Below are 21,253 nucleotides of genomic sequence, written 5' to 3' on the forward strand. Positions count from 1 at the left end.
TCGTCATGGTAATAGTACGCTAGAAGTAAATTAGTAAAAATCTTTTATGTTATTTAGTTTAAGAAAATATATGTATAATTACAATACTTTAAAAATCAATAAATTAAATCAAAATTCTCTATATGTTGAACTAACAAAAGAAAAGTTAAGGAAATTGGCTGCTGATGTAGGTTTAGATATTTGTCCAGATATTAAATGTATTGAAAAACAAATATCCGAATCAAAAAAAGTCTTAGATATTGGTAGTGGCTATGGTAGATCTATTAGATATCTGCTTGATTTAGACAAAAGCTTATCTATAGCTGGAGTTGAATTAAACGCTAGGCACTATGATGAGTTAATTAAGCAATTTTCTAAAGATAATGTCAGATTAATAAAAGGATCTATATTAGATATTTATATTAACGATAAGTTTGACTCTATCTTGATGTTATGGTGTTTTATATATGAATTTTCAGATGTTGAAATATATGATCTACTCACTAAACTTAAGAATTTAATGAATAGTGATAGTCATATATATGTCGATGTTTTAGCAGATCATAAATATCCAGCTAATGCTGTTCATATAAAAGATTCTATATATGAGACTAGCTATGGAGGGTATGCAAATATAAATAAAAATGAAAAAATCATTGAAATGTTTATCAAATCAGGATTTGTTCATGATAAGACATTTGAATATTCTACAGTTACCAATAATAAGAAAATATTAGTTTTCAAAAAAGCTCATTAAATATATTTGTTACAAATATTTACAATTCTTAAACATCTCATATAAACGAATAGGTTCTGTGCACAAAAAAAGCTAAATTAGATTGAAAATAGCTAAACCGTTGTTATTTAGAAGTTGAAAGACAATAAATACCAAGGGTTTAGCAAATGCATTATCATATAAAAGAAGTATTCTGGTCAAGTATTTTATTATTCTTAAAATCACAAAAAGGTATACATACCAATGATGAAGACAAATTAAGATTGTTTATTGAAGCAGTATTTTATGTATTACGTACAGGCTGCCAATGGAGAATGTTACCATTTTATTATGGTAAATATAGATCAATACATAAGCGTTTTAAGGATTGGAGTGATAAAGACATATTCTCTAAATTATTTAAGTCAGTGCAAAATCCTGATTTACAAGAAGTTATGCTTGACTCAACGATAGCAAGAGCACATGCCTGTGCTACAGGATATGACAAGAATGATAACCAAGCAATTGGTAGATCAGTTGGTGGAGTAACCACCAAGATTCATGCTATGACCGATGCTTTAGGCAACCCGCTGGAAGTATTACTGTCAGAAGGTAAAACTCATGATAGTAAAGTGGCAATAGACCTACTACAGAAGGTATATAATACAAAAGTTATCGCTGATAGAGCATATCACTCTAATGAAATTAGAGAACATATTCAAAATATATCCTCTGAAGCTGTTATTCCCTGCAAATCAAATACTATAAACCCTATAGATTTTGATATTCAAATATACAAAGAAAGACATTTGATAGAGAATTTCTTTTCTAAAATTAAGCATTTTAGAAGAGTATTTTCTAGGTTTGATAAAACCATTTCAGCATATCTGGGTATGATTAAATTAGCTTGTACTTTTATTTGGCTTCGATGAGAATTTATTTTTGTGCACAGAACCTAATCTATTGTTATAATAATCACTAAGATGACAAAATAATAAATATGCAATTTTACGCACTAAAAAATCAAATAATAAGGGATTTAGATAAATATATTAATAACCGATTTTTAAATATTTTTTCAAATCATCATCATAATGATAGAGCAATAACTGTTAAAAACTTTATTGTAAGAGTTAATGATGTTGATCCTTTATATGATATTCTCTGTAACGAGAAGGATTTATTTGATTCAGAAGTAAGGTCTATATCTGATCTAAATTCTGGAGATTCAATATATCAAAACTCGAGATATTCGCAAGAAATTAAAAACCGAAATCCTAACTCTTCAAGCTACTATAAAATAATTTGTAATTCCAAAGTAAAGATTGATCTATTTTTAAAATCACAAATGCGACAACAACCAGGATATAAATTGCTAATTAATTCAGCCCCTCAAGAATTAGTTGTTCAAGCTAATCGCTCGGAATACATTGATGGTGAATTTACAAAAGGATTTGATCTAAAAAGAAGTTATCGAAATGATAGCTTTATACTTAGTAGAAATATTTGCTTGAATGAAGAAGAGACTTATATTTATGTTATTTATCAATTTGGAGAAGGTAAAGATAAGCACTTACAAATGAGGGTTTTGCCTAATAAACATTATAAATATAATGTCCGTAGTCATATATCTCTTGCTCACAAAGGAAAACTTGATAGGTCTCATTGCCTGGGAAATCATCAGTTCGATGTTAATGTCATATTGGCAGGTCAAATATCTTCAAAATCTGGAAACCAACTAGTAGTAAATAATGAAAGTAGTGATTATGTGTCGACAGAAGAACGATTTGATATGTGCAAAGAGTTTATTAAAGAAACTTTAGGGACAAAATATAATATTAGATTTAATTATATTGAAGTTCGTAGACTTAACTACTAGTTACATTTTTTTACAGTTCTTAAACATTTCATATATATCACAAAAGTATAATATAAGAATATTTTATAAATAAGTAAAAAAGGGGATTAAATGGAGTTAAGTGAACTAAAGGCACAAGTAATACAAAGGTTAGATAATTATATAGATAATAGATTTCTAAATGTTTTTACTAATCAAGGAGATAATATAAGAGCAGTTAACACAAAAGTTTGTATAGAAAATGCAAGTTGTTCAGCAACAATTAAATTTATCATTGAAAATGAGAAAAAAACTCTTGATTTAGAATATTGCAAAGTTACCGATAGTCTTAATCAGTCTCAAAATAGAGCTACTAAACTATCACCCTATTATAAGATAATTCAAGAGTGTCAAGAGTTATTTGTTTTAGAGGTAAAATCTCATGTGTAGGCTAAGTATTATTGGATTAGTAGGGTTGTAGTTTTATTAAAAAGGAGATTCTAAATGGATTTTAATCAAAAAAAAACAGATAATACGAAATTTAGATAATTATATAGATAATAGATTTTTAAATATTTTTTCAAATCATCATCATAATGAAAGAGCTATAAATACAAGAAAGTATATTGAAGCAGCTGAAAATACGACAACTATAAAATGGATAATAAATAATGAAATAAGCCTATTAGAAACTGGAAAATATTTATCAGGGTATGATTTAGAAAAGCGAACTAATGAGTATAGTAGCTCTAAATTTTCACAAAAAATTAGTAGTGCAAACTATCAAACATCAAGCTACTATAAAACAATTTCTAACTGTAAAAAAAATAATTAATGGGCAAGATCAGGATACTCTGATTAAGACTGCAATAAATACTTCCTCATTAGAGAATAATAATCTTTACGATCGTAATATTGAAGCTAATGTAGCATCAGCGATAAAACAAAATGGTACGGATAGCTTTATATTAGATGAGAGTATTATACTTGAGTCACATACAACTTATATCTATGTGATTTACTATATCAACGCCACTTCTGATCTTGAAATAAGAATTACTAAAGATGATAGAAGTTATTCTAAAGGCTCTAGAAAACATCCCACTCTTGCTCATGTTGGTAAATTTAACCCTAATTATTTTACAAATTATGGAATAGAGAAAAATCTTAAAGCTTTAATGGCAGGGGAAATAATAACAGGTGAAAACTCTTATGAAGTTGAAATTAATAATGAAAGTGGACATTTTAAACCAAGTCAAAAAAGCTTTGAAGATTGTAAAAAAATTATAGAAGATAAGTTAGGACCTTTATACTATATTTCATATTCATTAAATTTGGACTCAGATTTCACTGTAAATTCTCATCAATGGATATTTATTTAAATTATTCATAATCTTTGCTATAAGAAAAATACTACTTTAGAACCATCTACATTTATAAATTACATTATTTTACAGTTATTAAACATTTTAGACACATCTTATTACTACAATTAAAAATACATTAAATCATAGATAGGTTTTTAAAAATGGCAGAAAATGAGGATATCTCTATAATTAAGAAACAAATACTAACAAAGTTAGATAAATATATAAACAATAGAATTATAAATATTTTCTCAAATCATCATCACAATGAAAGAGCTATAAATACAAGAAATTATATTAGTCAAATAAATAATGATATAGAGCTTATAAAATCAATATTAGATAATGAAAGATATTTATTTGAACCTGAGAGTAAAAGATCTAGCACTTACAACATAGGATTTACAGATTCAAATCCTACACTTAATACTTATGATTCATCTAGATATGCTAATAATCTTAAGAATAAAAATAAAGAAACATCTACTTATTTTATAATAATTAAGGAGTGCTTGGATATTTGTGAAAGAACTCCCCAACAATCTTTGCAGTTTTCCAGAAACTATACCTTTAAAAGCTAATTTAGTTTTTTTAAAAAAATAATTAACAAATTCTAATAAATTCAATAATTATCAAGATTATCTGGCTAATTAAATAAAAGTTACAAAGTTTTACAAATGCTAAATATTTTGTATACATCTAATGGTTATCTTAGTGTCTAGAAACTTCAAGTGAGTTTTTAAAGCTTAAACATTTAACAAAAATAGGTAAGGGGAGTTTAAATGAAAATTAATCAAACAATTCCAAAATCTCGTATCACAATTACATATGATATGGAGGTTGATGGTGTCAAAAAGAAAAAGGAATTGCCTTTTAGACAATTATTAGTAGGAGATTTGTCATTAGGCAACTCACAAGAGAGACAAAAAGATTTAAGTAATCGTAAAGTTTATGAGTTAGCGAGTCCAAACTTATCTGAAGTTATGAAACCTATGGGTATCAAGTTGAATATTAGTGTGCCAAATCATATCAAAGAGGGTGCTGAAGATATTCAAGTAAACTTAGATGTTGACTCTATGAAAGTCTTTGATCCAAATACTATTGCTCAGCGTATTCCTGAGTTAGCGTCGTTGCTTCAGGCTAAGGCTTTAATACAAGAGTTTAGCTCGACTATTGATAATAATAGAAAACTTAGGAACTTACTAAATAACTGTATCAACAGCTCACAAGCTTTAGAAAAGATTCAAGAGGAGTTGCCTCTTCTTGAATCGTATAAGTTAAATGATCAAGAGAAAGGGGTTTAAAATGTCAGAAGTTATAGATAAAGCATATAAGTGTGCAGATATTCTTTCAGCAGCAGGGTTTCAGGAGAGTGAGAATTTTCAACTAATATCCCAAGAGCAGTTGAGCGATAGTAAGCTACAAGCAAATTATGAGTCAAGATTAATGACTGCATTATCAATATTGCTTAGTAATAAAAAAGATGAATCTGTTATTGATAAGAATCTAATACATAGAGTTTCTGAGATGATAGATAATATGATCAATAAACAAGTCTCAGAAGTTTTAGCACATCCTGACTTTAGACAGTTAGAAACTAGCTGGAGATCAGTTCAAGAAGTTGCTAATAATATGGATTTTAAAAAGACTCAATTATCGATTATAGATGTTGATAAAGATGAACTAGCTGAAGATTTTGAAAATAATAGTGTAGATGTTTCTGGCAGTGATTTCTTTAAGAAAGTATATGTTGCTGAGTATGATCAGTTTGGTGGCGAACCATACGGTTCAGTAATCGGATTATATGATTTTGATAAAACTCAAGAGGATATTGAGTGGCTTACTGTTATGGGTAGAATTGCAGAGGCTTCTCATGCGCCATTTATTGCAGCAGCTTCTCCAAAATTATTTGGTTGTCAGACATATCATGATTTGAGTGAGATTAAAGATATTGATGGTTTGATGGCACATCCTAGATTTGGTCGTTGGAATGCTTTTAGAAAAACTAGAGCAGCAGGATATATAGGTCTGACTCTGCCTAACTTTATGCTAAGAGCTCCTTATGATCCTGTCAATAATCCTGCAGGTAAAGGACCTTTAAATAATTTTAAAGAAGAAGTTAGTCTAACTGCACCAGATCAAAGTTGTTTATGGGGAAATGCATCTGTGTTGTTTGCTAAAAACTTAGCTAGATCATATGAAATAACAGGATGGTGCCAGTCTATTTGTGGTCCAACAAGTGGAGGAATGGTCGAAGGATTACCAATTTACAACTTTAATGAACGAGATAGTAATGCTTTTGTACTTCCAGTTAACTTTTTGATACCAGATCATAAGGAATATAGTTTAGCTAAAGCTGGGTTTATCAGTTTAGTTTATGAAAAGAAAACTTCAAACGCTTGTTTCTTTAGTGCCCAGTCACTTAAAAGTAGCGAAGAATTTGAAGATCCTAATGATAGTGAGAATAGTCAGCTTATTACAAAATTACCATATACATTCTCGGTTTGTAAGATAGCTCACTATGTTAAATGTATGGCTCGCGATGATATCGGCTCAGAAGCAGATGAGACTATTATAAGTAAAAAATTAAATACTTGGATTAGTAAGTATGTAACTACAGTGTCAAATCCAAATGTTTTAACGGCATCTTATTATCCATTTAAAGCAGCTAATGTCAATGTCAGTAAATCCCAAGGGATGGCTGGTTGGTATAACTGCAACATAGAAGTTCTGCCTCATATTAAATTTGAAGGTATGGATGTAACCCTTAAGTTAGATACAAGACTAGCTTAAGAAATAAAATAATCATAAAAGGAGAAAAATCATGGAACAAGTTAGTAGATATGTTTCAAATCGAAATAACGCATTTACTGTAAATGTGAACTCATTACAAAACTCTCAATCGACAAGTCCAGAGTTTGCAATGGAGCCAAAGATGCTTCTAGGAAGTAGCTTTGCTATCAAAATAGCAGGCCAACCTGTTACATTAACTAAATTTGCTGCAATGTATCCAGGAGGAGCTACAGAAGCAAATACAGATATCGTGGCTACTTTAGAGAACCTTTATGTTGCTAGTGCTACTTTAGGTACTACTTCATGTAACTCTATAACTTTTGCAGTTACAAAAGCAAGTCTTGATGCTATTGCAAATGCGTATAGTCAAGCTGCGGGTAATCGTGAAATGGTTACTGTTGAAGCAACAATTGCTACAGATTCTTTAGTTACAGGGCAATTCTATTTCCAACCTGCTACTGGAACTACAGCTGGTAATTGGGGAGATATTTTAACTTTCCAAGATGCTGTTACATTTACATCGACAAGCGAACCATCAATTGAAGAAATAGGTGGAGGAAATAGTAGTTCAAACGCTATTGGATTGATAACTTTCAATAATATACGTGCTAGTAATAACTTCAATGTTTCGATAACAGCATCAAATATTGATAGTAATGCGAAATTTGTTTCAAACATTATGGCAAATAACTCAGCAGCAGGCGCTTAAGGATATTAATAATGAGTCAAGTACACTGGAGTATGGGGCAGGTTTTATTACCTGAGCATTTTATTTTACAACAAAAATATATGCATCAATTAAGTGGACATGTGAATAGCATAGTTCACGGCTATAGCGATGGTGTGCTTGATGTCATTATAGATGATAAAGCACTGTTATATAATATATTAAAAATCAAAAAGTTAGCCATCTTTATGCCAGGTCAAACTTTTGCATTATTAGATTTCAATGCAATATGCCATGCATACGAGTTAGATCCTGAGAAAATTACAGAAGATGGCAAATTAAGCTTATATTTAACTTTAAAAAATGAGCCAAATATACAACATGAAAATATTAATAGACAGGACATTGAAGTAGAGTATTTTGAGTTTTATTTAAGTGATACTTTAGTGACTAATACTAATTATTCAGTCAAACTATTTGAGCTAGCGTACTCTGAAGATGAGCAAAAATGGAGTGTAGATACGAGTTATATACCTAAATGCATATATTTACCATATATGTTTGCTAAATCATTTTTAGAATCAGCAACTGAGAAATTATCTGATATTAGAGATAAATTACATAAAGTATGCATAAATAAAACTATATATGATAGATATCAAGCTGTGAATCTTAGATTATCTGATATTGAATTTTGGTTAAATTCACAGAATATAGATAGTAGCGCTATTTGTATATATCAGCTGAGAAATTATATACATAAGTTATATCAATGTGTGAGTCTTGTATGGTATAACAAAATAAGTTTATACGAAGCCTCAAAGCAACCACTACAAGACTGCTATAAGCTTTTACATCTGATAACGAAGTGCTCAGAAAATGAATTAAAAAGTTCTAATATATATGAGCTTTCGTATAAACAAGGTGTGTACCAGACTGGAATATTAGATGATGATTTCTTTACTTCGGAGTCTAAATACCTTGTTTATAATAGTGGAGCCTCAGTCTTATCATCTGATAGGAAAGTTTTAGTTAAGGGGTTTGCACCTTCTAGGACAGAGAGTATTTTGTTAAAAGCTTTACCAGGTGTTGAGCTAAAGCCTGTTGAATCTGAGATATTATTGAATAACTTCCCAGATGCTGAAGAGGTTTTTGAAATCATACCATTAGGGAATCAATGGCAAGCTGTGATTAATGAGAGAGTCTTATGCTTTAAGTTTAATCTGATGCATAATCCTAACTCTCAAGTTTATCTAACTTGCTTATAGCTTAAAAATAATCTGTATTTAGAAAATACAATAATTAATATTAATAATTTTAAACTACGAAATATTATAGAAAAGTAAAACTAAGATTGAAATATAACTAACCTACAGACAAATTTAGTAAAATGACATGAGTTACAATTTGATGTATAATCTTTATTATTAGAGCACTTTACGGATAGTTTTTACAAAAGGTTAGCTTCAAGTTTTGCTTCTATGGTATAAAAAAGTGCTTACTATAATGAGAAGGAGCTTTATATGAATATTCTGATAGTAGATGATGATAAAAAAATATGCTCTATGCTGAAGCTGTTCTTTGAAAAATATAACTACAAAATAGATATTGTGCACTCAGGTGAAGAAGCCATAGAGATTTTATATGCGAATCATGAAAAGTATGATGTTGTAACATTAGATATTCATATGCATGGAATATGTGGTATTGAAACATGCAAAAAGATCCGTGAATTTTCTGATATTCCTATATTGATGGTGACTTCATCACAAGATGATATCAATACAATATTAGCCTTAGAAGTAGGCGCTGATGATTATGTAATCAAGCCTTTTAATCCGATGGTATTATACTCAAGAATAAAGAATGTAATTAAAAGGTCTCATAAGCAAGAGCAAGTATCAGTAAACAAAAAAACGGTTAATTATGCTTTTTGTAATTGTATACTAGATACAAGTACACAGACATTGAAATACAATGGAAAAATGATACCAATAACAACAGGTGTGTATAGAGTACTTAAATACTTTTTAGAAAATCCAAATATTGTTCTATCAAGAGAGCTTTTAATGGAACAGACACAAAATAGGTCATTAGAAAATTTTGATAGATCAATAGATATCCAAATATCAAGATTAAGAAAGATTTTAAAAGATATCGAAATTAATGATGCGATAAAAACAATACATGGCTCAGGGTACATGTGGACTCAGGAGGTTACATTAAAGAGTAATATATGAAATCAACCATAAAAATAGTATTAAAAAATAAGATTTTTAGATTATTATTTTTATTGGTAATGGTATTGTTTATCATACAGATTACTATCTCTTCATTCTTTATATCAAGTCAATCAGCAAATAATGTTCATAGAAATATTATAAATGCCTATGTTGAGAACATTAATGCCATAAATATGCTATTAAGTTATAAAGGGGAGCAACGATTAAAAGGACGTATTTTTTTAGATTTTGAATTTAATGATGCATTTGCAAAATTCACACGAAAGCCTCTATGTAAAATTCAGCTTGAACAAAAGACTTTACTTAATGAGCTTAGTCAAAAACAACATATAAAAATTAAACTATGGAGTTGTGTCTCTATTAACAATAATGGAGTATGGTTGAATTATATTGTTAAGCCATCATTTCCGCGTGAAAATATATTGTTAATTTCTAATCTAGTAACAGGAATCATAATAATTGCTATTTGTATTTTCTGCTGGATTTTGTTGAAAATAATTATTCCAACTAAAAAGTTAGAAAACAATGCCTATGAACTAGGGATGTCTTTAATAGAGAAAGAGGTCAAAACAAATGGTATAAAATTGTTAGGTAGATTTAGCAATTCTATCAACTTTATTCAACAGAGGTTATTTAAAGCTTTAAAGCTACGCACAAAAATGTTATCTATGATTGCTCATGATCTTAAGTCTCCTGTGGCTAGATTAAAACTAAGATATGAGTTAGGTATGGTTAGTGATGATGACAATTTAGAGGATCTTGAGTTACTTGAGAAGTTGTGTCAACAATTATTATTAGAGATAAAAGATGACATGTTTAGTCATGAAGTGGTTGAAAAATTCAACTTTACTGATTTGTTAAGAGGTGTAATTAGTAAATACAAAAATATAACACTTAACACAGATGAAAAGATTTATATTAAAGGAAGGAAACTAGCGTTATATAGAGCATTTGAAAATTTGATTTCAAATGCAAAAAAGTACAGTGATGAAGTATCTGTAAATATTACAAAAAAAGAATGTTTTATAGAAATAGATATCAAAGATTATGGTGTAGGTATAAAAGAAAGTGAAATAAAAAATATATTTAGACCTTTTTATCAAGTTAATAATATGAAACAAGGTAATGGTCTTGGATTAACCATAGTCCACGAAATCATTACAAATCATAATGGAGTTGTAAGTTTAGCTAATCATTATGACCCTCATGGAGTAATTGTGAATGTTAAGTTACCAATTTAAAACTACTATGCTAATACTAATGGCCTTAATTTCTCAAATTATACTTAGTATGATTCCTGAGATATCTAGTCATGATCCATTGATTTTTGAAAACTCTTATCGATATTTTAGATACTTCTATATAGTCGGAGCATTGTTACCTGCGATGCTATTTTTAGCTCCTATATTATGTTTTTTTTCTCAAAAAAGAATTAATCAAGTAATAAAGTTTGGTTTCCTTGTTGGATTTGTTATTTTCATTGTTCACGGAGAATTTTTTTACAAAGATACATTATTAAAAGAAATAATTAGTAATATTTGTCTTGCTATATTATATATAAATATAATAACACTCTTATATAAGGCAATTATGAGAGTTGAAAATAAGTTTTTTATTCTTGGGATCTTTTGTGGTTTTCTTCCTTTATCAAAGTTGGTAATGTTATTGACAGAGCTTATACTGATTAAAGATCCTGTGCTAAGAGGTGAGATTATTATATACACCTGCTCAATCTTATTCCTAATACTGCTTTTGATATATTATATTATTACAATAAATGAGCCTCGAGAAAGCAAAGGTAGTTATAGAAATTTCTCCACAAAAATTTTTGTATATTTAATAAATATCATGAAAGAACATTCTATAATAAAGTTATTTGTTTATTTACTAGTGTGTGGAATCATAAGTGGACTTATACAGCAGTATATTTTACATGCAATATCGTTTAGTAATAAACAAGATATTAACTATTTTTTCTTTTTCCAAATAATAATATATCCGATAGCATTTATACTAATAGTCCTAGTTTCAGCGTATATAAGTAAAGAAAGATTTATCAAAATATTTTTTTACTCAAGCCTATTATTATTTTTAAATATTTTATTAGTATTAATCTTTGGAAATAGTTCTATCTTGAGGGAGTTACTTGTAGCTAATTATAATTGGTACTGTCCATTTTTATTCTTTCTAATTCTTACTAAATATATAGCTAAGAATAAATATCATAGGTTTAATATAATTCTATCTTTAGGTTATGTATCATTCTTATTTGGATCGATCTCATCTGAGTGGATAAACATCTGGTTTACTAGCAAATATATAGTTTTAGTGCTATTACTATTTATAGTACCTCTATTATATTTTAGTTTAAGAAAGCCAGTATTATCATCATATATTTAAATTTTTAGTTTTTCCTCATAAAAATATAATATTTTACAGCTATGAAATATTTGGGTTACATATCTCCTGTATTTTATCTTTAGGGTTTAAAGTAAAGGAAAAGTTATCGTGTCTCAAATTGATATTAATATAATTACTGACACTATTGGGTTATATATGAAAGGAGCTAGTAAAGCAAGTATCTTTAACTGGCAGTTATTCCACCATCATGGTACAGAAGGTATTCATCGAGCAGAAACCTTAGGTCGTTGGTGTGATACAGCATGGCATAATGGAAAACTAGAGTTTCTTTTAGACAATTATTTAGGGCATAAGAATTATTTAGTCCTAGCTAATAAATTAGCTCATGTAAATTCTAGAAATCCTCAAGAAGAGGAATTCAAAATTGTAACTGCAGAGATGTATGCTGATGCAAAATTATTAGCTGGAGGTAATAATACAAAAAGTTCGCTAAGATACTATATTGATTCAGTTCTTAAATCATACCGAAGCACTGTGGGTACTCAAGCATCGATATATCAATCAAGCTTTCGCAGTGGTTATTTTAGAAGTAGTATTTTTGGGGCAGCTAGAGAAGATACTAATAGTGATTTAACATTAGATATAGCAGATTTGGGTAGGTTTGATAAGGTGCTAGGTGTTTCAGAACATGCTGTTCATAGATATAAGAAAGAGTCAGGAGGTAAGACATATTATTATTTTCTTAAATATTTAAATTCAGATGAAGAAAAAAGTAATGCATTAGCAGAGGTCGTATATTCGAAGCTTTGGAGATTCTTAATTGGTGAGAGAGCATCTGACTCAAGACTTGTATTTGATTCGGGTAGTTTAATAGGTATATGCTCAGTTGGTTTAGATGGTTTTAAAGAGTTTGTAAAAATGACACCAAACGATTTAGATGAAACAAAGGGGTTAGCGTCACTTTTAATTTGTGTTTATTTATTCATGGAAAATGATTTCCATATATATAATTATGGGCAGTTTAATTTTTATAATAGATTTTATTATGGCAAGATTGATCATGATTATATCGTTACTAAATGGAATGATATGAAGCCTAAGGAGAGTAATTTTAAAATTAATACTTTAGCAGATATATTAAATCAAACAAAAATTAGTTTATTAGTTGACGCTCTAAAAAAATTACGATTTAGACCAACTAGTGAAAATGATATCCATTTGCGGTTTGGTCATAATGTTAGAGCCTTGGTATCAGATCGTAAAGTCACGACAACCAATGATAGCCTAGCATCAGATATATTGATTAGACTTCTAAGTAAGGATAGTCGTGATGATCTTAATCGTGTAAAAAGCAGTATTAAGCAACGAGCTGGTAAATTAGATTATGCTGCTGAAGGAGATATGCAATTAGAGATTGATAGGATTGGTAAAAGTGGGGACATCAAAACGGAAAAAGCCAAAGAAATATTCACTTTCTTTGTTAGAAGGATAAAAGACTTATCGGCTCAAATAAAGTAATATCTATAAAACAGTAAGAATTTTTTTACTAAATCTTTCACTTTTTGCACTATCAACTAACAGAGTATAAAAATTACAAACTTTTACAAATCTGAAATATTTTAGTTATTTTCTATGCGTATTATTAAAACATAGTCATTTAAATGATATATCCAACCAAACTGACGGTAAATCTAGCAAATGACTTAATGTTTAAAGTTAAATAACAATACGTAGGAGAATAAAAATGGAAGATATTTCTTTTAAAATACAACTAGGTGTAATTTTGCCAAAAATGACCAAAGAGATTTCAGAGCCAATCTTAAAGATTTTTGATGAGCTTGTTGGATTTATCAAATCTGCTGAAGCAAGTGATGATGACATTAATAAAGAAGAAATCAAAGAAATTCTAATGAAAGATTTTGAGATCTTTTTAGATAAAAAGATAATTCCAAAATCAAATCTGCTGAAGCAAGATGTACAAGAGGTTGATGAAGCAGAAGCTGAAACTGAAACAGAATAAGATATAAAAAAGGTAGATATTATGATACTAGGAACGGTACCAATATTTTGTATAGTTGGAGGGATATTTTTTGGATCATTTATTGTGACAATAGCCTGTGTTGAATTAAAAAATATTATTAAAGCGGTAGTTTCTAAAGTAATTGATAAAATACCAGCTAGGAAGAAATATTAGAGATTTATTATATTAGAGTGTAATAATTAGAATTGATATTATTCTTGAAATAATTCTGTACTGCAATCAAATTGATTACTTAATAAATTGAAATTAATAACTGTATTTATTTTAAACCTAGATCTACTAGCAAGAATAGACTTATAATCATTTCCTAACACTTGCTCATAAACTTTAATATATTTAGACTTATCACATTCTAAATCCTTAATATTCTCTAAAAGCATATCTTCAATATATTTTTGAAATTCTTTTGTTGTCTTTTGATTAATCTGTAAGCTACCTCTATCAAAATTTAGTATAGCATCTGTAGACGAGTCTCTTAAGTTATTAAGATCTTCAAAATAAAAAAATCTTTTTAGTATATTTCTTGATTTATTAAGTGGATCATTAATCGAGCTTTGAGGTTTTTTATCTGTGAAAGCCTTTAAGACATCCACTAAAATATTCTGATTAACTGAGTATATTGTGTTTTTATCTGCCATTGAAAGAGTATTTTGATGTATTAAATCATTAAGCGTTTTTTCTATATTTTCTCTGAAACTATCATTATCAGAATTTTGATTCTTTGAATCAAGAATTATCTGTTTGGATTTTATTACTTTTATACTCCAAGATCCTCGCAAATCTCTAAAAAACACATTATCTTTGCTTGTTAAAGTAAATTTTCCAGTAAAGTAGTCTGAGATATATAAGGAATTGAGATTATTAATAATTTCAGTTGGATGTGAATATAACTTTTCAGTCCAACTAGATCTACCAATATTATATCCTGGTTGACAATATGATAAGTTACCGCATAAGAGTTTTTTAAAATCCCTCGAGTTTTGTTTAATACTATCACTCACTAATAATCTTTTAATAATTATACTTAAGTGGTGTGGTACGATGTAGTTCACAGAATCAATTGTAACTTTAGTTCCCCCTCCTAAAAATTTATAATTAACATGCTTTGATGCTTCCAAGCATAATTTCTTTAGTAAATCTTTATTGGTATTCTCATTTTTTTCGAAATCAATTGTCACAGTAATATAGCTCCTTAGGTTTTAATTTACTTAAAGATACCTAATAAAGTTATCTATAATGTTTCTCATTTGTTGAAAATATGTAACAAAGATATATTTGAAATAACCATGATTCTTATAGAATGTTTGCTATTATTTTTTTTGTTAAGTTACAAATTATTTACAAATAGGAGATATCTTAGTTACTTTCCTTAAGTATTATCTGGCGCATATTCAATTCAGATAATGTTAAAATGAGAAAAAAGATACTTAATCCATCTTTTATATATTGTGTTTCAACAGCACTATCAGCTATTTATATAAACCAGCTAGTAACGAAGTTAGATCCATTAGTAGTGTTATTAATTTGTGTTGTGACATCTACCTTTTTCTTTCACTTAATAAATTTTGGTAAACTTCGAGTTATTTATACGAATTTTTTTAAAACATATCAAGCCAGCATAGCTATAAATATAAGTGCAGGAATACTTTGGGTCTCAACTTTTGTTGGTTTATCAATTATAGATCCGTATATTTATATGGTTATTTATTTTATAGTTCCATCTGTTATAGCTTTAGTTGGAGAGTATTCTACAAATAGAAATAAGATGTCTTTAATTTCAGGAGTAAGTTTATTTGCCATATTGATTATATCTATATATCTATACATAGGTGAGTTTACTAGTAGGAGTGTAGTATATGGTGTATCTATAGCATTAGTTGGCGGAATTTCATCATATATATATAGAATACAGGCGAAATCATACTCTCTAAAAACAGAGTCAACAACATCAATGGTATTATGTGTTAGGTCTTATGGAATTATCCTTATCTGTACTTCTATTATTATTTTTTATCCTAAAAATTATTCAGAATCTATGAGTATGTTTTTTAATGCCCATACTATGACTTTCTTATTGGTAGTTGTAGTTTTATCGTTTATAGTGCCTTTGTATTTTAACCAAAAAGGAATAGAAAAATCAGGAGCAAAGATTCACTCTATCATATGTGCTTCAATACCTCTTTTGACATTGATTTTATCTGAATTTGGGCATAATCAATACATTAAAGAAGAAACCCTCAAAAACTATATATTAGCAGTTTTAATCACTATCTTCTTAACTTTACCAACTTTTATAAGAAATAGCAGAGCCTCATAATTATGGATAGCATTATTTTAATAGACCCTTTTGTTTCTTGTAATTATATATTTACAAGAGTATATGAATCGAATACTAGAGTAATTGTGATAATTACAAATACTAAACATCAGAAAATAAACCTTATCAAAAGCTTAGGTTATCATGAGATACATTATCTTAGACCATCTTTTAGCATACTGAGAAATTTTCTAGTCAGTAAGGTAAATAAAGAAAAGCTAAATATAAAAGCTATCTTAAATGGTACAGATGACTCTAGTATCTTAGCTGATAAACTAATATCTTTTTTTTTACCAAGTAAGTCTAATGGTGTTGTATCAAACTATAGAACAGATAAATATCAAGCTATTGAAATTTTAAGGAAAGCTAGGTTATCAAACCAACGCCAGATTTTACTGACTAAAGAAAACTACTCTAAAAAAATTATAGATATCAAAAAATTAAAATTCCCAGTTATTGCAAAACCTAACAGATATGGATCTGGTAAAGAAGGGGTGCTTATCATAAATTCAGTGTCTGATATTTCAAAGCAGTTAATAAACTCCCAGCATAGTGTGTCAAAGAGAAAGTTTGATTCATATCTAATCCAGGAGTTCATCGAAGGGGATGAGTATGTTATTGATAGTGTGACTATAGGTGGAACACATAGAGTTATTGGCATATATAAATATATAAAACATATTGGCAACTATCAGGAAGTTGTTGTAACTGGTGTAGATCAGGTTAGTCCGTTGACATTAGAGTATCAAAAAATTTCAAATTATATTTGCAAAGTTATGGATTGTTTTGAGATTAAAAACTCGGTTGATCATACTGAAATTATCTTAAAAGATGATGGCACAATAGAGTTAATTGAGATAAACCCAAGACTGTCAGGTTGTGATGGGCTACTACATGATATGGCTCTACTTACTACAGGAACTGATCAATATATGTATTTGTTAAATAATATTGGGTTAACAACTATTTCACAGCAGCAGGATTTTGTAGATAGGTATACTAATACTAAAGCAAGATTACTATATAGTCATAAATTTTCTGATGATTATTTTAAGGAAGTTTTAGCAAATTTAGAGTCAAGCTACTGTAAGTTAATATTAGATAAAGGCCAAAGAAATAGTGTAAACAAGGCATATAATTTTCATGATGTTCGAAAAGTTGTCTTATTAGCAGATGATTGTAGTAAAAAAATTGAACATGATTTTAGTATCTTATCAACATTAGATCAGAATTAATTAAAGGTATAAAATTAATGATTTATTTTATACTTATACCCAATAATTACAGGCATTAAGAGCCTTAGTAGATTCAGTAGGATTTTTCTCGAAGATATAACGGTTATAAGATAATATATTGATTAAAAGAGGATAGTCTGATTTTTTCTTTATTTGGTTAGGTTTATACTTTAATGCCCATTTTAACAAAAGTTCTTTCATGAGTTTATTTTTTGAAAAGCCATATACAATATGATCAGAAAGATTTGGGATATTTATTTTTAGATAATTAGCAATTATTTCATCATGCTCATTTTGTAGAGCTAGAAATAGTCCTGGTGTGTAGTTAATATTTTTAGCAGCGAGTAGCTCTACTTTGAAGTTATTAGGGATATTAGAGTTTAGAATACTTTCTATATAAATATTAATCGATTCAATATGTCCATTTTGTAAAGCCACATATAAACCAGGAAATTGATTAGGACATTTAGCAGCGAGTAACTTTATTTTATTGTTAATATTAATGTTCATTTTTAATATGGTTTCTATATAAGCTTTAACTGCTGTTGGATGCCCATATTGTAAAGCTATATATATTAAGTTTTTTATTTGTGAATTAGATAACTGTGAAATATCTTCAAGAAAATAGTTTATCTCATGAGTTTGAGTAGAGTTTGAAAATTCTAATATACTAACTGTTATTAGGTCATTATTTTGAGCCCCAAAAAATGAATGAATTCTAAATTTATTATACTTATCTAAAATAATGATATCGTCATGACTTATTAAAAATATTTCTTTAACATTTTTAGATTTCCCAATTGCTATAGTATGGTCTGAAGTTGATATAGAAAAAGCTATGGGTTTGTGGGTATTTTTAATCTTCAATAAAATCTCATCTATTTTTTCGCTAGTTAATAAACAAATATCCTTTGATTGTAAGAATATTTTTTGGCATTCTTCATTTCCTCCTACAAAAAAATCACTAGATCTTTGAAAGTCTTGATAATTAATCTGATATCTACTTTTACCTAATAATCTAAGATCTTGACCATGATATATCTGAACTCCATCTAACCATGCTAATATGTCTAATAGCCTATTCTCATCAGGGGTTAATGTTTGTCTAGTTAGTTTATTTGCTCTTCTCTTATATGCTTGATCTATGTCATTAGCTAATGCTTCTATAGCCTTATCTTGATTTTCATATTTATCAATATAACTGTTTATTAGATTAATACGATGGATGTAACTATCAATTTTATTTCTAATGATAGCTTGTATAGCCATAAATGCTATACCATAACACATTCCTAGCTTATTTATTTTATAACCAAGTGCTAGTTGTAATTTTAAGAGATTCATTTTTTAAGTCCTTTGTTATAATGTGTTTCTTATTTGTAAGGGCCATGTTGGTACCAATCTATATGACTACAGAGTTGTTTCATTGAAGCGGTTATAGCTTTTTTAAAAATTGATGATCTGTTATAAGATAATAATTTAATAAGTAGGGGATAGTCTTTAATATTTTTATTAACACCTTGCTTATACCTATAAGCCCATTTTAGCAATAGTCTTTTTATCTCAACCTTATCTACTTTGCTATTCATAATCGTATTAGCACAATAACCATTATTATCTTTAATTTTAAGATAAGTACTTATCATACTATCCTCCTTATTAGTAAGTAATGCTTGATATAGTCCAGATATATTGTTGATGGATATAGCAGATAGTAGTTTGCCTTTATCGATCATAGGATTATTTATTTCTTCGATGGCTTCAATATATGCCTCTACAGCATCTACCTTATCCTCTTGCATAATTGTAAAAAGTCCGGGATTATTCAAATGAGAAGTAGCAGTCAGAAGTTCTTGCTTATTAATAGTTGAGTCATTTATATTTATTATCGTTTCAATATAGATTTTAATTGTATCAACGTGATTATTTTGTAAAGCAATAAAAAGTCCAGATACATTATTATGCTTTGCTGCAAGTACTTCTTGTTTATGGCTATTTATGGAGTCATCTTGAATGTTTGATATAGCTTTTATATAAGTTTTAATTGTATCTGTATGACCATTTCTTAAAGCAGCGAATAATCCAGGAGTACCTCTAGAGTTTTTAGAGTGTAATAATTGATACTTATTAATGTTAGAAATATTGCATATTTCTTCTATATATATTTTTATAGCTTCAGTATGACCTTTTTCTAGGGCTATGTATAATCCAGGAGCACCATTATCTATTGCGGCTAAAAGATCTTGTTTATTTATTGTTGTATCTTTTATATTAGCAACTGCCTTGATATACGTCTTAACTGCTTCAGCATGGTCATTTGCTAAAGCCATAAACAATCCAGGAGTACCATTAATATTTTCAGCTGTGAATATTTGTTTTTTAAATTTATTTATAGAAACATCACTAATACTATCTATAGTTTTAATATAAGTCTCAATACCTTCTACATAACCATTTGCTAAAGCAGAGAATAACCCAGGAGTACAGTTATTATCAGAGCAAGCAGAAATTAGCTCATACTTGTCTATATTACACTTTATAATAATTATTGTTTCAATATAAGTTTTAATTGTCTCAATATGACCATTATGTAAAGCTATATATAATCCTGAAAAACCATCTTGCTCGGCAAGTAGAAGCTTTGTCTTCATTTGATTAGGAATACTTGATTGCGCTATTATTTTAATAAATGCTTCAACTGTTTCAGCATGATCATTTTGCATAGCTACATATAACCCAGGAGCATTAATTTTATCGTTAATGCTTAATAAATGATATTTTTTAGTTTCTAGAATGCAGTCAGTATATTTCTTAACAGCTTCAGTATGACCCTCTCTTAGAGAAATGTATAGTAAGTCTTGTATATTCTTGTCAGTAAGCTTTTGGTTATCATTAAAATAAATGTAGATATCAATTTGAGGAGTATCTGTAAATTCTAATATACTAATAGCTTTATCTTCTGATACAACTCCGTCAAAGCAAGCTTTGTATATTAGATTAAATGCCTGATCTGCATTACTTATAATTGAATGTTGGTTGTGATTTATTAGATAGATAGAATTAAATGATTTACTTTTTCCGATGGCTATAATGTGTCCAGGTCTTGTGATTGAAAAAGCTATAGATTTATTAGAATATAAAACTTTATGGTAAATCTCAGATATTTTTGCTTTAGTTAATAAGCAAACATCCTTTGATTGTAAGAATATTTTTTGATACCCTTCGTCATTACCTCCAAAAAAGTTAGTAGACCTCCGATAGTCTTGATAGTTAATATAGTACTCACTTTTACCAATGGATTTAAAATCTAATCCATGATAGATTTGAACTCCATCTAACCATGCGACTATATCTAACAACATCTTCTCATAATCAGTTAATTTACCTATATGATCCTTATCAGCTCTTTTAGATTCTGCTTTTTTTATTTCCTTAACTAAGTCATTTATAGCCTTTTCTTCATCATTACCTTGAGATTTTATAAATAAATCTAAAATCTCAATACGCTTAATATAAGTGCCTAACTGATTTCTAATAATAGCTTGTATAGCCATATATGCTATACCATGACACATGCCAATCTCACGTACTTTATATCCCAAAGCTTTTTGTAGTTTGAGTAGATTCATTTTTTTAAAGACCTTCATAACTAAATATATTGTATAGAGTAGAGTAATCCAAATACCTCTATATAATAT

At 28.5% G+C, this 21,253-nt stretch carries 21 protein-coding genes; 18 read left to right on the top strand and 3 right to left on the bottom strand.

The annotated features are described in order from the left end of the window. The first annotated feature begins 70 nt into the window (after positions 1–70). The 16 genes from FIP56_RS03000 to FIP56_RS03075 all read left to right on the top strand — a co-directional run bounded on the left by FIP56_RS03000 (position 71) and on the right by FIP56_RS03075 (position 14,156). Positions 71–736: a class I SAM-dependent methyltransferase gene (locus FIP56_RS03000; protein WP_192577488.1), complete on the top strand. Its 666-nt coding sequence runs from the start codon at positions 71–73 to the stop codon at positions 734–736. Between the two features lie 146 nt (positions 737–882). Continuing rightward, complete coding sequence (locus tag FIP56_RS03005; protein WP_192576991.1) at positions 883–1,626, top strand: IS5 family transposase; 744 nt, start codon at positions 883–885, stop codon at positions 1,624–1,626. 68 nt (positions 1,627–1,694) lie between these two features. Beyond that, positions 1,695–2,573, top strand: coding sequence for a hypothetical protein (locus FIP56_RS03010; protein WP_192577489.1), 879 nt, complete (start codon positions 1,695–1,697; stop codon positions 2,571–2,573). 90 nt (positions 2,574–2,663) lie between these two features. Beyond that, the gene (locus tag FIP56_RS03015) at positions 2,664–2,981 is read left to right on the top strand and encodes a hypothetical protein (RefSeq protein ID WP_192577490.1); all 318 of its coding nucleotides are present in this window, start codon (positions 2,664–2,666) and stop codon (positions 2,979–2,981) included. Between the two features lie 284 nt (positions 2,982–3,265). Continuing rightward, entirely contained in the window at positions 3,266–3,913 is a 648-nt protein-coding gene (locus FIP56_RS03020; protein WP_192577491.1) for a hypothetical protein, read from the top strand. Between the two features lie 146 nt (positions 3,914–4,059). Beyond that, positions 4,060–4,479 (top strand): hypothetical protein, encoded by a 420-nt coding sequence (locus FIP56_RS03025; RefSeq protein ID WP_192577492.1) that lies wholly within the window; start codon positions 4,060–4,062, stop codon positions 4,477–4,479. Positions 4,480–4,680: 201 nt separating this feature from the next. Then, on the top strand, positions 4,681–5,202 hold the full coding sequence (tssB, locus tag FIP56_RS03030) for a type VI secretion system contractile sheath small subunit (RefSeq protein WP_192577493.1): 522 nt from the start codon (positions 4,681–4,683) through the stop codon (positions 5,200–5,202). Position 5,203: 1 nt separating this feature from the next. Then, positions 5,204–6,691, top strand: coding sequence for a type VI secretion system contractile sheath large subunit (tssC, locus tag FIP56_RS03035; protein WP_192577494.1), 1,488 nt, complete (start codon positions 5,204–5,206; stop codon positions 6,689–6,691). Positions 6,692–6,722: 31 nt separating this feature from the next. Beyond that, complete coding sequence (locus FIP56_RS03040) at positions 6,723–7,400, top strand: hypothetical protein (RefSeq protein WP_192577495.1); 678 nt, start codon at positions 6,723–6,725, stop codon at positions 7,398–7,400. Between the two features lie 11 nt (positions 7,401–7,411). Further along, entirely contained in the window at positions 7,412–8,626 is a 1,215-nt protein-coding gene (gene tssK, locus FIP56_RS03045) for a type VI secretion system baseplate subunit TssK (RefSeq protein ID WP_192577496.1), read from the top strand. A gap of 255 nt (positions 8,627–8,881) precedes the next feature. Continuing rightward, positions 8,882–9,598: a response regulator transcription factor gene (locus FIP56_RS03050; protein ID WP_192577497.1), complete on the top strand. Its 717-nt coding sequence runs from the start codon at positions 8,882–8,884 to the stop codon at positions 9,596–9,598. Continuing rightward, the gene (locus tag FIP56_RS03055; RefSeq protein WP_192577498.1) at positions 9,595–10,842 is read left to right on the top strand and encodes a HAMP domain-containing sensor histidine kinase; all 1,248 of its coding nucleotides are present in this window, start codon (positions 9,595–9,597) and stop codon (positions 10,840–10,842) included. The genes FIP56_RS03050 and FIP56_RS03055 overlap by 4 nt, the downstream gene beginning before the upstream one ends. Further along, the gene (locus tag FIP56_RS03060; protein WP_192577499.1) at positions 10,823–12,001 is read left to right on the top strand and encodes a hypothetical protein; all 1,179 of its coding nucleotides are present in this window, start codon (positions 10,823–10,825) and stop codon (positions 11,999–12,001) included. The genes FIP56_RS03055 and FIP56_RS03060 overlap by 20 nt, the downstream gene beginning before the upstream one ends. A 108-nt stretch (positions 12,002–12,109) precedes the next feature. Further along, entirely contained in the window at positions 12,110–13,480 is a 1,371-nt protein-coding gene (locus FIP56_RS03065) for a hypothetical protein (protein WP_192577500.1), read from the top strand. A gap of 226 nt (positions 13,481–13,706) precedes the next feature. After that, positions 13,707–13,982 (top strand): hypothetical protein, encoded by a 276-nt coding sequence (locus FIP56_RS03070; protein WP_192577501.1) that lies wholly within the window; start codon positions 13,707–13,709, stop codon positions 13,980–13,982. A 21-nt stretch (positions 13,983–14,003) separates the two neighbouring features. Then, positions 14,004–14,156, top strand: a complete 153-nt coding sequence (locus FIP56_RS03075; protein ID WP_192577502.1) for a hypothetical protein — start codon at positions 14,004–14,006, stop codon at positions 14,154–14,156. 38 nt (positions 14,157–14,194) lie between these two features. Here FIP56_RS03075 and FIP56_RS03080 read toward each other — a convergent pair whose 3' ends face one another. Next, complete coding sequence (locus tag FIP56_RS03080; protein ID WP_192577503.1) at positions 14,195–15,181, bottom strand: hypothetical protein; 987 nt, start codon at positions 15,179–15,181, stop codon at positions 14,195–14,197. 233 nt (positions 15,182–15,414) lie between these two features. Between FIP56_RS03080 and FIP56_RS03085 the strand changes: the two genes are divergently transcribed. Together FIP56_RS03085 and FIP56_RS03090 are read left to right on the top strand one after the other, a co-directional pair. Continuing rightward, entirely contained in the window at positions 15,415–16,320 is a 906-nt protein-coding gene (locus FIP56_RS03085; protein ID WP_192577504.1) for a hypothetical protein, read from the top strand. 2 nt (positions 16,321–16,322) lie between these two features. Next, positions 16,323–17,555, top strand: a complete 1,233-nt coding sequence (locus FIP56_RS03090) for an ATP-grasp domain-containing protein (protein ID WP_192577505.1) — start codon at positions 16,323–16,325, stop codon at positions 17,553–17,555. A gap of 33 nt (positions 17,556–17,588) precedes the next feature. Here the strand turns inward: FIP56_RS03090 and FIP56_RS03095 are convergent, their stop codons facing one another. Both FIP56_RS03095 and FIP56_RS03100 read right to left on the bottom strand, forming a co-directional pair. Continuing rightward, positions 17,589–18,899: an ankyrin repeat domain-containing protein gene (locus FIP56_RS03095; protein ID WP_192577506.1), complete on the bottom strand. Its 1,311-nt coding sequence runs from the start codon at positions 18,897–18,899 to the stop codon at positions 17,589–17,591. A gap of 29 nt (positions 18,900–18,928) precedes the next feature. Further along, complete coding sequence (locus FIP56_RS03100; protein WP_192577507.1) at positions 18,929–21,184, bottom strand: ankyrin repeat domain-containing protein; 2,256 nt, start codon at positions 21,182–21,184, stop codon at positions 18,929–18,931. Positions 21,185–21,253: the final 69 nt, after the last annotated feature.

The organism is Francisella sp. LA112445, from assembly GCF_012224145.1.
In the GTDB taxonomy this organism is placed as follows: Bacteria; Pseudomonadota; Gammaproteobacteria; order Francisellales; family Francisellaceae; genus Francisella.

Excerpts from the sequence above, each read along its gene's own strand:
- FIP56_RS03000 (WP_192577488.1), top strand. The coding sequence starts at position 71 with ATGTATAATTACAATACTTTAAAAATCAATAAATTAAATCAAAATTCT.
- FIP56_RS03005 (WP_192576991.1), top strand. The coding sequence starts at position 883 with ATGCATTATCATATAAAAGAAGTATTCTGGTCAAGTATTTTATTATTC.
- FIP56_RS03010 (WP_192577489.1), top strand. The coding sequence starts at position 1,695 with ATGCAATTTTACGCACTAAAAAATCAAATAATAAGGGATTTAGATAAA.
- FIP56_RS03015 (WP_192577490.1), top strand. The coding sequence starts at position 2,664 with ATGGAGTTAAGTGAACTAAAGGCACAAGTAATACAAAGGTTAGATAAT.
- FIP56_RS03020 (WP_192577491.1), top strand. The coding sequence starts at position 3,266 with ATGAGTATAGTAGCTCTAAATTTTCACAAAAAATTAGTAGTGCAAACT.
- FIP56_RS03025 (WP_192577492.1), top strand. The coding sequence starts at position 4,060 with ATGGCAGAAAATGAGGATATCTCTATAATTAAGAAACAAATACTAACA.
- tssB (WP_192577493.1), top strand. The coding sequence starts at position 4,681 with ATGAAAATTAATCAAACAATTCCAAAATCTCGTATCACAATTACATAT.
- tssC (WP_192577494.1), top strand. The coding sequence starts at position 5,204 with ATGTCAGAAGTTATAGATAAAGCATATAAGTGTGCAGATATTCTTTCA.
- FIP56_RS03040 (WP_192577495.1), top strand. The coding sequence starts at position 6,723 with ATGGAACAAGTTAGTAGATATGTTTCAAATCGAAATAACGCATTTACT.
- tssK (WP_192577496.1), top strand. The coding sequence starts at position 7,412 with ATGAGTCAAGTACACTGGAGTATGGGGCAGGTTTTATTACCTGAGCAT.
- FIP56_RS03050 (WP_192577497.1), top strand. The coding sequence starts at position 8,882 with ATGAATATTCTGATAGTAGATGATGATAAAAAAATATGCTCTATGCTG.
- FIP56_RS03055 (WP_192577498.1), top strand. The coding sequence starts at position 9,595 with ATGAAATCAACCATAAAAATAGTATTAAAAAATAAGATTTTTAGATTA.
- FIP56_RS03060 (WP_192577499.1), top strand. The coding sequence starts at position 10,823 with ATGTTAAGTTACCAATTTAAAACTACTATGCTAATACTAATGGCCTTA.
- FIP56_RS03070 (WP_192577501.1), top strand. The coding sequence starts at position 13,707 with ATGGAAGATATTTCTTTTAAAATACAACTAGGTGTAATTTTGCCAAAA.
- FIP56_RS03075 (WP_192577502.1), top strand. The coding sequence starts at position 14,004 with ATGATACTAGGAACGGTACCAATATTTTGTATAGTTGGAGGGATATTT.
- FIP56_RS03085 (WP_192577504.1), top strand. The coding sequence starts at position 15,415 with ATGAGAAAAAAGATACTTAATCCATCTTTTATATATTGTGTTTCAACA.
- FIP56_RS03090 (WP_192577505.1), top strand. The coding sequence starts at position 16,323 with ATGGATAGCATTATTTTAATAGACCCTTTTGTTTCTTGTAATTATATA.
- FIP56_RS03095 (WP_192577506.1), bottom strand. The coding sequence starts at position 18,899 with ATGAATCTCTTAAAATTACAACTAGCACTTGGTTATAAAATAAATAAG.
- FIP56_RS03100 (WP_192577507.1), bottom strand. The coding sequence starts at position 21,184 with ATGAATCTACTCAAACTACAAAAAGCTTTGGGATATAAAGTACGTGAG.